This is a genomic window from Acinetobacter sp. A3 (genome assembly GCF_012371415.1).
Lineage (GTDB): Bacteria > Pseudomonadota > Gammaproteobacteria > Pseudomonadales > Moraxellaceae > Acinetobacter.
Map to the genome: position 1 here is coordinate 35,220 of NZ_JAAZQW010000008.1, position 12,343 is coordinate 47,562.

The window sequence follows — 12,343 nt, forward strand, 5'->3', positions numbered from 1 at the left end:
TAAAATATTACTGCCAAGCGTCTTTAATCCATTTCGAAGGCAGTACATAACGGTACCATTTACCTCCACCACCATTGATCGCATCAGGTGGATTAATTTCCCCATGGAAAATAATAATTTTTGCACCTTCAGGTTTTACGGGTGGCTTAAAGAATGCCATTGGAATTTTTTGGAGGCAGTGGTATTTATAACTTTTGCACCAGCTATCAGGCCAATAGGTTTGTTTACCCTCTTTATCTACATACCAAGATAAATAGGCTTGTTCATTACGGAATTTATTACGAATTTCGTCAAAATTCTCACGGAAGTATGGCAATAGACCCGGGAACGCACCAAGTTTAAAACGATAAACCGAACTATTACCTGTAATACGCCAAGGACGTTTCCAATCATGAATGATGAGGAAATCACCAGGGTATGTGAAGAACTCGTCAATGTTATCTACGATAACAACATCTAAGTCCAAAAATAATGCATTACCCTTTAAACCATACAAATCTGGCTCAAAAGTTGAAAGTTTATTCCAACCACGTTCAGGTGCACCTTCGGGTAAGGCTAATGGCGGGATTGGAAAACATTGCACTTCAGGATTAATTCCTTCGGTACGATCTGTCAAACACACCATTTTAAAGTCAACTGTAGTGTGTCGTTTCACCATATTATAAAGACGATTCACATACTCAGACCCGTATTTTGTGCCCCATTTCATACAGATCACAACATTTTGCTCAGTCAAATTATCTGCCTGAGCCTTTAGGTCATTTTGCTTCATGTTCATGCATCCATTATCCACCCGTGCAATTTCAACATCATACCATTAACATGGCATAACTGAGATGCTTGCTTTTCATTTCTGCATAGTTTAACGCAAATCTTTCATAGAAATATAAGCTTCACCAAACCGTCATCGAGCTTGAATAAATTTTCATCACATTAAACACGTATAAATAATAAGAAATTTGATTGAATATGAAAATCGCAATTGCAGGTACAGGTTACGTCGGTTTATCTAATGCCATGATTTTTGCCCAACATCATCAGGTCGTGGCTTATGATCTTCAAGCAGAAAAAATTAAATTACTCAATCAACGCATCTCGCCCATTCGCGACCAAGAAATTTCAGATTTTTTAAACCGACCTGAATTATGTTTTCAGGCCACACACTGCAAAGTGGACGCCTATCAACATGCAGATTTTGTGATTATCGCCACGCCTACTGACTACGACCCAGATACCAATTACTTCAATACGCAAAGTGTTGAAGCAGTCATTCAGGATGTATTGGCTATTAATCCTTTGGCAACCATGGTAATCAAATCCACTGTACCTGTAGGCTTTACCCAGCAGATTAAGAAAAAATATCACACTGGAAATATTATTTTTTCGCCTGAATTCTTACGTGAAGGCAAAGCCCTACATGACAATCTCTACCCATCACGGATTATCGTAGGTGAAAAATCCGAACGTGCAAAACAATTTGCCAATATGCTTATAGAAGGCGCCATCAAAAAGGACTGTCCTGTACTTTTTACAGACTCCACTGAAGCCGAAGCCATTAAGTTATTTGCCAACACATTTCTAGCCATGCGTGTTGCCTACTTCAATGAATTAGACACTTATGCCCAAATTTATAATCTAGACACGCGACAAATTATTGATGGTGTATGTTTAGACTCACGTATTGGTCAGTTTTACAACAATCCATCCTTTGGTTATGGCGGATACTGCCTTCCTAAAGACACCAAACAACTACTCGCAAACTATGCGCAAGTTCCGAGCAACTTGATTAAAGCCGTAGTAGATGCCAACCAAACCCGTCAAGAATTTATTGCAGAATCCATTCGTAAGCGTGAACCTAAAGTAGTTGGAATTTATAGACTTACCATGAAAAGCGGTTCAGATAATTTTCGTGCCTCGGCAATACAAGGCGTTATGCAATATCTCAAAGCTTACGGGATTAAAGTAATTATTTATGAACCGGGGCTACAGCAGAAAAAATTTCTCAACTCTAAAATCATTCATGATTTAGCCGAGTTTAAACAACGTGCTGATTTAATTGTATGTAACCGTAAATGTTCATTGTTGCAAGATGTACAAAATAAGGTTTATACGCGTGATGTATTTGGAATGGATGATTAAGAACACTCATACAACTCATCCCTCAGCACAAGAATTTTAAATATAAGGTACGCTCCAGCAATTACTCCCCCCATAAAAAAGCCCACTCAAATTGACTGGGCTTTCACATTCAAATCGACTGATTCGAGAAATTAGTTTTTCTCTTTGTCTACGATTTTGTTCGCTTGAATCCAAGGTATGAGCGAATTCAAAGCACTGCTTTAGTCGTTTTGAGGCACGTAACTATACATATAAAAAAACCACTCAAAAGAGTGGATTTTCGCATTCAAATCAATTGTTCCGAGATATTAGTTTTCTCTTTATCAACGATTTTGTTTGCTTGAATCAAAGGTACGAAAGAAAAGTAAAGCACTGCTTTACTTTTCTTAAGGCACGTAACTTAGTTCTTTTCTTTATCTACAATCTTGTTCGCTTGAATCCAAGGCATCATCGCACGTAACTTGTTACCAGTTACTTCGATACCATGTGCAGCGTTTTGACGACGACGTGCAGTCATAGATGGATAGTTCAACGCACCTTCTTGGATGAACATCTTCGCATATTCACCAGATTGAATACGTTTAAGCGCATTACGCATTGCTTCACGAGACTGTTCGTTAATTACTTCAGTACCTGTTACATATTCACCGTATTCAGCGTTGTTAGATACTGAATAGTTCATGTCAGCGATACCACCTTCGAACATCAAATCAACGATCAATTTAAGTTCGTGTAAGCACTCGAAGTAAGCCATTTCTGGTGCATAACCAGCTTCAACCAAAGTTTCGAAGCCCATTTTAACCAATTCAACAGCACCACCACAAAGAACTGCTTGCTCACCAAATAAGTCAGTTTCAGTTTCTTCACGGAAAGAAGTTTCGATGATACCAGTACGACCACCACCCACGCCAGAAGCGTAAGAAAGTGCAACATTACGCGCGTTACCAGAAGCATCTTGGTGAATCGCGATAAGGTCTGGAACGCCTGAACCACGTTGGTATTCAGAACGTACTGTGTGACCAGGTGCTTTAGGTGCAACCATGATTACGTCTAAGTCAGCACGTGGAACAACTTGGTTGTAAAGAACCGAGAAACCGTGTGCAAATGCAAGTGTCGCGCCTTGTTTGATGTTTGGCTCGATTACGTCACGATAAAGTTGTGATTGAAACTCATCTGGAGTCAAGATCATAACAACGTCAGCTTGAGCTACAGCAGCAGGAACTTCAGCAACTTTAAGACCCGAATTTTCTGCTTTTTTCCAAGAAGTAGAACCAGCACGTAAACCTACAGTTACGTCTACACCAGAATCTTTAAGGTTAAGCGCGTGTGCGTGACCTTGTGAACCGTAACCAATGATTGCTACTTTCTTAGACTGGATGATAGATAAGTCGCAGTCTTTATCGTAAAAAATTTGCATTGCTGTCTCCGCTAAAATGCTTTGGATTCCTATCTTGCTCAAATGCAGGTCTATTCAGCATTTGAGCAAGCTCTCCATCCTTTGAGATGGAATGAATTCGATGAATAAAATTAACTAAGTTCAGTTAAATGGTTAAAACTTTTTCGCCACGTGCAATACCAGATACACCTGAACGCACAACTTCTAAGATCGTATTTTCTGCAATCGCATCAATAAAACCGTCAAGTTTTTCAGTTGTACCCGCAAGCTGTACAGTATAAGTGGTCGGTGTAACATCTACAATTTGTCCACGGAAGATGTCTGCTGTGCGTTTAATTTCAGCACGTGCAGCGCCTGATGCTTTTACTTTAATCAGCATCAATTCACGCTCAATATGTGGACCTTCTGACAAGTCGACCACTTTCACCACTTCAACCAATTTGTTTAATTGCTTGGTGATCTGCTCAATTTTATGATCATCACCATACGTGGTCAGTGTTAAACGTGAAAGCGTTGGGTCTTCGGTTGGTGCAACGTTTAAAGTCTCAATGTTATAACCACGCTGAGAAAATAAACCCACTAAACGAGAAAGCGCACCTGATTCGTTTTCAACGAGAACGGAAATAATGTGTCTCATTCTGTACGCTCCCCTTTACCTAACCACATATCTTTCATAGATTGACCCGCAATTTGCATCGGATAAACGTGCTCTGTACGGTCAACCATTACGTTAATGAATACACATTTATCATTAATCGCCATTGCTTCTGTAAGCTTAGACTCAAGCTCATCGGCATGGTTAATCTGAATACCCACATGACCATAAGCTTCCATCAATTTAGGGAAGTCTGGCAATGAGTCAACATAAGAACTAGAGTGACGACCTTCATAGTTCATGTCTTGCCATTGTTTAACCATACCTAAAGCTTGGTTATTCAAGCACAAGATTTTTACGTTTAAGCCATATTGCTTACAAGTTGAAAGCTCTTGGATACACATCTGAATTGATGCTTCGCCTGTAATACAAACAACTTGTTGATCTGGATAAGCCAGTTTAGCCGCCATTGCATACGGCAAACCTACGCCCATCGTACCCAAACCACCAGAGTTCAACCATTGACGTGGACGCTTGTACTTATAGTAGTTCGCGCCAAACATTTGGTGCTGACCTACGTCAGAAGTAATGATCGCATCACCATTGGTCACTTTATCCAATGCTTCAACTACTTGTTGTGGCTTCATACTGCCATCAGTTGGCTTATCATATTTCAGACCATGAACTTTGCGCCATTCATTGATCTGATTCCACCATGCAGCAATTGCTTCTGGGTTTGGCTTAGAAACATTTAACTGTTTCAGCTGCACTAGCATTTCCTGAAGTACAGGCTCAACTGCGCCCACAATTGGAATATGCGCCATGATGGTTTTTGAAATCGTCGCAGGGTCGATATCAATATGAATCACTTTGGCATTTGGACAGAATTTTGCAGGATTATTGGTTACACGGTCATCAAAACGCGCACCAATACACAAAATTACATCGGCATTGTGCATGGTCATATTGGCTTCATAGGTACCATGCATACCCAACATACCAATAAATTGTGGATCATTACCTGGGAACGCACCCAAGCCCATCAATGTATTGGTTACAGGGAAACCTAAAATGTGTGCAAGCTCAGTCAATTGCTCCGATGCATTACCTTGAACCACACCACCGCCTGAATAAATCACAGGGCGTTTTGCATTCAACAATTCATCAATCGCTTTACGAATTTGACCTGAGTGACCACGATGCGGTGGCTGATACGAACGCATCTTCACTTTTTCTGGATATTCGTAAGCAAATTTTTCCGCTGGGTTGGTTGCATCCTTTGGAATATCAACCACAACAGGACCCGGACGGCCTGAAGATGCAATGTAGAAAGCCTTCTTAATCACTGAAGGAATTTCACTTGCATGACGCACTTGGAAACTGTGTTTTACAATCGGACGTGAAATACCCACCATATCGGTTTCTTGGAAGGCATCTTCACCAATTAAGTGTGTTGCAACCTGACCAGACAAAATCACCATTGGGATTGAGTCCATATACGCAGTTGCAATTGGAGTTACTGTGTTGGTTGCACCAGGACCTGAAGTCACTAGCACCACACCAGTTTTACCTGTTACGCGCGAGTAGGCATCTGCCATATGACCAGCAGCTTGCTCATGGCGCACGAGGTAATGATTAATTTTGTCTTGTTGAAAGAACGCATCGTAAATATGAAGTACTGCGCCGCCTGGGTATCCAAAAACATGCTCAACGCCTTCGTCCGCCAATGCGCGAACGAGCATTTCACCACCAGATAAAAGTTCCAACGTGATTCACCCTAGTCTTATCACTGCAAAATGGGAGACACCTGCAGTGTTTTGTTCATTAATTCCTGCACTGTTATAGCACACATATTTCATAGTTTTCATGGCAATAGGAAAAATTTCCGATCTGATTACCGTATAAGCAATATGAGATCTAAAACGTGTTGGGGTAAACACATTTTATAAGCTTTGTTCAGCTTCTCGGCTAGAGAAGTTGCCCATTGCATGACATGACACTTATTCGAAGGGTGATCGATCTAAGGCACATAAAACTAAAGTGTGCATTTTTGTAGTTTCATCGACTAAAGTCAAGTTTAAAAATCGGGTTTTTCTGCTTTATTCATAAACAGTGCATTTTTTAAGCTTTGTGCTGCACTTCACAATTTCCACTCAAATCTAATATTTCGAAACAAATCAAACAACTTCAAACATTTACTTTATTTTTTATAAATTTTTCATATCAAAATCATAAAAATAAAGAATAATTCAAAAAAAATAGACATTGTTTATTTATGAATTGGCTTTAAATTTGACGTCATTTTTAATGAACACAGCACCATGAGCATCGTCTATTTTTAAAGCCGTTTCGCTCTTCATCAAATAGCGCAGGTTATCGTGTAAAAAAGCCCCTAAAAGTGCTGTCATCCTGACACATCCTTGCTAAAATTTAGACAATTTCATCTTTAGTTTATTCAGGTCTGCTTTTGCACCTTTACTCAGGACATTTACAATGAAAAACCACGTTCGTCGCTTGAGTTATCTTTCTGCAAGCTTGATGTTAATTTTAGGCACCAGTGCGGTATCTGCAAAACAATACTATAAATGGGTCGATGCAAAAGGTTCGACGCATTACACCACCACACCTCCACCTAAAACTGCAAAAAAACAAGGAAAGGTCGATACCTACGGCTGGAGAAATTCTGCACCGAACATTCCAAATCAAACCACAACTGCCACGACAGCACCCGCAAATGGCACAACGCCTGCAAATGCTAACAATACGGCTCCCACTCCCGTAATGGATCAGCAGCAACGTGAAGCCAATGATGCTTTGAATAAAGCACAACAAGAACGCGCCAATCCCGCCGTTTACTAATTTTAAGCCTGCAAAATTATGGCTGCTTAAATTTTCCTGCACAATCCAGCGCGCAAAATTCACTTTTTGCTGCATTTTGCGCTATGCTGTGCAACACATTTTTTTTAACCGTTTATTCCTGATTTAACCTTATGACTACTCACATTGACCCTGAATATCAAGCCAGTGCGATTGAACCTCAAGTCCAGAATGACTGGGAATCTCGCAAAGCCTTTAAAGTTGCCGACACTGTCGAAGGTCCACATCGTTATATCCTCTCGATGTTCCCTTACCCAAGCGGCAAACTGCACATGGGTCACGTGCGTAACTACACCATTGGTGATGTGATTAGTCGTTTCCACCGTTTAAAAGGTGAAACCGTATTACAACCCATGGGTTGGGATGCGTTTGGTTTACCTGCTGAAAACGCAGCTATTGCCCATCAGGTTGCACCTGCTAAATGGACCTTTGAAAATATCGCCTACATGCGTGACCAATTGAAAAAATTGGGTTTGGCGGTAGATTGGGATCGTGAATTTGCCACCTGTACCCCAGAGTATTATCACTGGGAACAATGGTTATTCGTGCAACTGTATAAAAAAGGGTTAATTTATCGCAAACTCTCGACAGTAAACTGGGATCCTGTCGATCAGACTGTTTTAGCCAACGAACAGGTCGAAAATGGTCGTGGCTGGCGTTCAGGTGCATTGGTAGAAAAACGTGATATTCCAATGTACTACTTCCGTATTACCGATTATGCCCAAGAGTTACTCGACGATTTAGAAACTTTAAAAGATGGTTGGCCGCAACAAGTCTTGACCATGCAGCGTAACTGGATTGGCCGCTCTCAAGGGATGGAAATTACCTTTCCTTCGGCAAATCCAGAAATTTATGCAGATGGTTTAACTGTATTTACCACGCGTGCCGATACCTTAATGGGTGCAACTTATGTGGCTGTTGCCGCAGAACACCCAATGGCGTTAAAAGCCGCAGAAAATAATGAGCAATTGAAGGCCTTTATTGAAGAATGCCGCATGGGTTCTGTTGCAGAAGCTGACCTCGCCACTGCCGAGAAAAAAGGCATGGCAACAGGCTTATTTGTGAAGCATCCTGTGACAGGTAAAGAGTTACCAGTTTGGATTGCCAACTATGTGTTGATGTCTTACGGTTCTGGCGCAGTAATGGCCGTGCCTTCACACGATGAACGCGACTTTGAGTTTGCTAATAAATTCCAATTGCCAATTATTCAAGTGATTGATGCCAAAGGTGCTGAAGATACGGACTTTAACGCAACTCAGTGGCAAGAATGGTACGGCTCTAAAGAAGGTAAATTGGTCAATTCAGGCGAATTTGATGGTTTAGATTTCCAAGCAGCATTTGATGCACTATTGGCAAAATTAGAACCACAAGGTTTAGCCAATGTAAAAGTACAATTCCGCTTACGTGACTGGGGTGTTTCACGCCAACGTTATTGGGGTTGCCCAATTCCAATGATTAACTGTGAAAAATGTGGCCAAGTTCCAGTTCCAGAAGATCAACTGCCTGTGATTTTACCAACTGATGTTGTACCAGATGGTTCAGGCAACCCACTGAATAAAATGCCTGAATTCTACCAAACCACCTGCCCTTGCTGTGGTGGCGAAGCGCGTCGTGAAACCGACACTTTGGATACCTTTGTAGAATCATCTTGGTATTACGCACGCTATGCATCTCCAGACTTTACTGGCGGTATGGTCAAACCAGAAGCTGCGCAAACTTGGTTGCCTGTAAACCAATATATTGGTGGTGTAGAACATGCGATCCTTCACTTATTGTATGCACGCTTCTTCCACAAACTTATGCGTGATGAAGGTGTAGTTCAAGGCAATGAACCATTCACCAATTTGCTGACTCAAGGCATGGTACTGGCAGATACCTTCTACCGTGAAGCAGAAAGCGGTAAGAAAACTTGGTTTAACCCTGCCGACATCGAACTTGAAAAAGACGAAAAAGGCCGTGTGCTTTCTGCAAAATATATGGGCGATGGTCAAGCGGTCATTGTTGGCGGTCAGGAAAAAATGTCGAAATCGAAAAACAACGGTATCGACCCGCAAGCGATTATTGACCAATACGGTGCAGATACTGCACGTGTGTTTATGATGTTCGCAGCACCACCTGATCAGTCTTTAGAATGGTCAGATGCAGGTGTAGAAGGTGCTAACCGCTTCTTAAAACGTGTATGGCGTTTGGCGGCAGGCTTCCTTGAAAAAGGCAGCAATGCAACGACTATTGAAAGCAGCAAACTTGCCACAGCAGCGCAGGACTTACGTCGCAAAACCCATGAAACCATTCAAAAAGTGGGAGATGATATTGAGCGTCGTCATGCATTCAACACTGCAATTGCAGCCTTGATGGAACTCTTGAATGCGTGCAACAAGTTTGAAGCACAAGATGAACAAGACCTTGCCGTTGAACGTGAAGCGATTGTGACTTTATTAACCTTGCTTGCACCTTTTGCACCACACTTAAGCCAAACCCTATTGGCACAGTTCGGAATTGAGTTAACTTCAACCCTCTTCCCAACCGTAGATGAGTCTGCCTTAACCCGCAACACACAAACGATTGTGGTGCAAGTCAATGGTAAATTACGTGGCAAGCTAGATGTGGCTGTGGACGCTTCTAAAGAGGACATCCTTGCACTGGCCAAAGCTTTACCAGAAGTACAACCTTTCTTGACTGGCCCAACCAAGAAAGAAATTGTAGTACCAAATAAGTTAGTGAATTTGGTGGTTTAAATCCTTAAGTTCCATCTCCTTTTAGGAGAGGGCTAGAGAGAGGTAAATATATAACCCTTCATCCTCTTGCGGAATATATTCCTCATCCCAGAGGGAGAAGGAACTTTCTGAAGGATTTCACAATTTCCAAACAAAGCCCGTTGTCAGTCAACGGGCTTTGCACCTACAATCAAGATATTCTCAACTTCCGCTTTTAAACCTTCAAGAATATTACAGAGGACAACACATGCACTTTAGCCAACGTTTAGCAGTCATTGTTTTAACTTGCGGACTCAGTGCTGGTTTAGTCGGCTGTGGTTTTCATTTAAAAGGCACCAATCCAAGCATTGCGCCAGTGGCCTATTCAAAAATGAGTCTGGCACTCCCTAGCAATGCTGAAGAATTAGAAGAAAAGCTATCTATTCACATGGGCACAGCAGGTGTCCAACTCAGTAATGACCCTAATGCCTACGTGTTGCGTGTATTGGAATATACCCCACAACGCCTAAGATTGAACGGCAAACTGGTCGAAACTTTATTACGTTTAAGCGTGACGTTCCGCATTGAAGATGCGCAAGGCAACCCTGTGACTGAACCCCGTACCGTCATGGCAAGTCGTAGTTACCAGTATGATGTGGCAACTGTAAACACTGATGATCAGGAACAAAAATTTTTAAGAGAAGTGATTATTGATGATGTTGCGCAGCAAATTGTGCGTCAAATTTCATCTAACCGCTTACCTTTGGTCAACCCACCAGTTTACACGCCTAATAAATAAGCAACTGAGTTCAGATTAATCTATGAAACTTGACTATCTACAAGCCCTAAAACGTGTTGATGAAGCACGTGGCGCATGGATTTTGCATGGTCAAGAACCTTTACTCGAGCAAAACTTGCTGGATGCTTTTCGTGCAAGTTGGCAAAAACAAGAGATCGAACGCCAACGCTATGATTTAAATAGCGTTAGCGACTGGAAAAATGTATTTAATGCTTTAAATAGCTTGTCGTTGTTTTCTAGCCAACTGGCCGTAGAAGTGCACGGCAACATCAAGCCTGATGCCACCACCCTAAAACAACTGAAAAGCTATATTCAGCATAATGAACAGAATTTGCTGTTGGTGGTCATGCCCAAACAGGACAGCAACAGCTTAAAATCCAGTTTTTTCCAGTTAATTGATGCCAACGGAGTCAATGTTGCGCTGACCGCCAATTACCCCAAAGATCGACAGCAGATTTTGGCTATAGAAGCAGAAAAATTAGGTATCCAATTAGGACATGATGCGTGGCAATGGTTAGAGCAGCACCATGAACACAACCTTTTGGCTGCCAAAAATAGCTTGATGCGGGTGAGTGATACCTTTCCTGAAATTCAACAGATTCAAATTGAACATTTGCATGCTTGCCTGCAAGATCAGTCCCGCTACAGTACGTATGATTTAAATGATGCTTTACTGGCAGGCAATCTGGCGCAGTCCATGAAAATTTTTCAATACTTAATCGCTTCGGGCGAAGCCATGAGTTTGATTTTATGGAGCATCAGCAAAGAAATGCGTCTACTGATGCAACTATTTGAGCAACCGCAAAATGCCCTGCAACTCGGGATTTGGAAAAATAAAGTCAGTGTTTATCAACAGGCCTTACGGCGTTTAAACCCAAACTGTTTTTTGCACTGGCCAGCTTTATTATTACGCATTGATGCTGCAATTAAAGGGATGTCCAAGGAAAACCCTGAACATCTGGTGCTTCAAGCGATCACTGAACTGTGCGGTAAAACCCTGTTTGCGACATCACCTGCCTAATATCTTAAGTCAATTTTTGATTTAGGCGGTTGGTGAAAACTAAAACCTAGCTAAAGAAACGCGCAAACCAACTTTTACCTTTCTTTTGTTCTTGCGAACGCAAATAATGCAGCATATTGTCACGCACAGCATCGACATAGTCCTGATCATCATGCTGAATATGGTTAATTAGCCATTTAGACAATAAACGATACAAATCATTTTCTACCGATTCGCCATTAGCAAAACGCTGACGGCAATCATTCAGACGTTTCACAAACAATTCATGAATACCGCGGTGCGAAGGCAAATATTGATAATTCACCTGCGCCAATAAGTTTTCTTCAAAACTAAAATGCGATTGTGTGTAATCAATCAAATCATCTAAAACTTCTTTAATTTGTTCACGCGCACCCGTGGCCCGAATTTTTTCTAGCGCATTAATATAGTCCAAAATTTGACGATGCTGATTGTCAATCACATCAATTCCAATATTAAACTTTTCACTCCATTCCATGATTTACCCCTCAGATTTTTTGATTAAAGTCGTGTTTTATCGCATCATCCCGATGCCGTATTATCCTAATGATTAAAGCCATAACTATTTTATGGAATTCGATACTAGCTGCTTTTAATTTTTAAATCCATATAGAAAATAAGGTTTTTTAATCATCTTAGACCATAGTTGTAGTTTCAACTAAATTTTAATTAAAATTCATAAAAATATCATAGAGATGAACTAAAATAGTGCAGGGGTAAATTGACCTAAATTAGGGCAAATTTATGTCACTATGTGGTGCAATTAAAAAGCACTTTAATTCCCCCTAAATCAGATGATAATTCTCATTTGCAATTTCTTTAAAAA

The 12,343-nt window shown here is 41.1% G+C and carries 11 protein-coding genes; 5 read left to right on the plus strand and 6 right to left on the minus strand.

The genetic code is table 11. From position 1 onward, the window contains the following. Window positions 1-7 precede the first annotated feature (7 nt). Window positions 8-772, minus strand: coding sequence for a glycosyltransferase (locus HHA42_RS04515; protein WP_168525581.1), 765 nt, complete (start codon window positions 770-772; stop codon window positions 8-10). Between the two features lie 197 nt (window positions 773-969). Here HHA42_RS04515 and HHA42_RS04520 point away from each other — a divergent pair, with 197 nt between their 5' ends. After that, window positions 970-2,139 (plus strand): nucleotide sugar dehydrogenase, encoded by a 1,170-nt coding sequence (locus tag HHA42_RS04520; RefSeq protein WP_168525549.1) that lies wholly within the window; start codon window positions 970-972, stop codon window positions 2,137-2,139. Window positions 2,140-2,518: 379 nt separating this feature from the next. Here the strand turns inward: HHA42_RS04520 and ilvC are convergent, their stop codons facing one another. The 4 genes from ilvC to HHA42_RS13590 all read right to left on the minus strand — a co-directional run bounded on the left by ilvC (window position 2,519) and on the right by HHA42_RS13590 (window position 6,517). After that, the gene (gene ilvC / locus HHA42_RS04525; RefSeq protein WP_168419090.1) at window positions 2,519-3,535 is read right to left on the minus strand and encodes a ketol-acid reductoisomerase; all 1,017 of its coding nucleotides are present in this window, start codon (window positions 3,533-3,535) and stop codon (window positions 2,519-2,521) included. Between the two features lie 124 nt (window positions 3,536-3,659). Next, window positions 3,660-4,151, minus strand: coding sequence for an acetolactate synthase small subunit (ilvN, locus tag HHA42_RS04530; RefSeq protein WP_004974986.1), 492 nt, complete (start codon window positions 4,149-4,151; stop codon window positions 3,660-3,662). Then, on the minus strand, window positions 4,148-5,875 hold the full coding sequence (locus tag HHA42_RS04535) for an acetolactate synthase 3 large subunit (RefSeq protein ID WP_019836444.1): 1,728 nt from the start codon (window positions 5,873-5,875) through the stop codon (window positions 4,148-4,150). Before HHA42_RS04535 ends, ilvN begins: the two co-directional genes overlap by 4 nt. Window positions 5,876-6,382: 507 nt before the next feature. After that, window positions 6,383-6,517, minus strand: a complete 135-nt coding sequence (locus HHA42_RS13590; RefSeq protein WP_019836443.1) for a hypothetical protein — start codon at window positions 6,515-6,517, stop codon at window positions 6,383-6,385. A gap of 85 nt (window positions 6,518-6,602) precedes the next feature. On the opposite strand from HHA42_RS13590, the gene HHA42_RS04540 reads away from it, so the two are divergent. The 4 genes from HHA42_RS04540 to holA all read left to right on the plus strand — a co-directional run bounded on the left by HHA42_RS04540 (window position 6,603) and on the right by holA (window position 11,499). Further along, a complete protein-coding gene (locus HHA42_RS04540) occupies window positions 6,603-6,968 on the plus strand; it encodes a DUF4124 domain-containing protein (protein ID WP_168525551.1) in 366 nt (121 codons plus the stop codon). Between the two features lie 131 nt (window positions 6,969-7,099). After that, a complete protein-coding gene (gene leuS / locus HHA42_RS04545; RefSeq protein ID WP_168525553.1) occupies window positions 7,100-9,721 on the plus strand; it encodes a leucine--tRNA ligase in 2,622 nt (873 codons plus the stop codon). Window positions 9,722-9,947: 226 nt separating this feature from the next. Then, window positions 9,948-10,478 carry an LPS assembly lipoprotein LptE gene (gene lptE / locus HHA42_RS04550; RefSeq protein ID WP_168460029.1) on the plus strand — a complete coding sequence of 177 codons (531 nt, stop codon included), beginning with the start codon at window positions 9,948-9,950 and terminating at the stop codon, window positions 10,476-10,478. A gap of 22 nt (window positions 10,479-10,500) precedes the next feature. Beyond that, complete coding sequence (gene holA, locus HHA42_RS04555; RefSeq protein WP_168525555.1) at window positions 10,501-11,499, plus strand: DNA polymerase III subunit delta; 999 nt, start codon at window positions 10,501-10,503, stop codon at window positions 11,497-11,499. Window positions 11,500-11,545: 46 nt separating this feature from the next. Here holA and HHA42_RS04560 read toward each other — a convergent pair whose 3' ends face one another. Next, complete coding sequence (locus tag HHA42_RS04560; RefSeq protein WP_160243533.1) at window positions 11,546-11,995, minus strand: bacteriohemerythrin; 450 nt, start codon at window positions 11,993-11,995, stop codon at window positions 11,546-11,548. Between the last annotated feature and the right edge of the window lie 348 nt (window positions 11,996-12,343).

Excerpts from the sequence above, each read along its gene's own strand:
- leuS (WP_168525553.1), top strand. The coding sequence starts at position 7,100 with ATGACTACTCACATTGACCCTGAATATCAAGCCAGTGCGATTGAACCT.
- lptE (WP_168460029.1), top strand. The coding sequence starts at position 9,948 with ATGCACTTTAGCCAACGTTTAGCAGTCATTGTTTTAACTTGCGGACTC.
- ilvC (WP_168419090.1), bottom strand. The coding sequence starts at position 3,535 with ATGCAAATTTTTTACGATAAAGACTGCGACTTATCTATCATCCAGTCT.
- HHA42_RS04540 (WP_168525551.1), top strand. The coding sequence starts at position 6,603 with ATGAAAAACCACGTTCGTCGCTTGAGTTATCTTTCTGCAAGCTTGATG.
- HHA42_RS04515 (WP_168525581.1), bottom strand. The coding sequence starts at position 772 with ATGAAGCAAAATGACCTAAAGGCTCAGGCAGATAATTTGACTGAGCAA.
- HHA42_RS04520 (WP_168525549.1), top strand. The coding sequence starts at position 970 with ATGAAAATCGCAATTGCAGGTACAGGTTACGTCGGTTTATCTAATGCC.
- HHA42_RS13590 (WP_019836443.1), bottom strand. The coding sequence starts at position 6,517 with ATGACAGCACTTTTAGGGGCTTTTTTACACGATAACCTGCGCTATTTG.
- HHA42_RS04560 (WP_160243533.1), bottom strand. The coding sequence starts at position 11,995 with ATGGAATGGAGTGAAAAGTTTAATATTGGAATTGATGTGATTGACAAT.
- holA (WP_168525555.1), top strand. The coding sequence starts at position 10,501 with ATGAAACTTGACTATCTACAAGCCCTAAAACGTGTTGATGAAGCACGT.
- ilvN (WP_004974986.1), bottom strand. The coding sequence starts at position 4,151 with ATGAGACACATTATTTCCGTTCTCGTTGAAAACGAATCAGGTGCGCTT.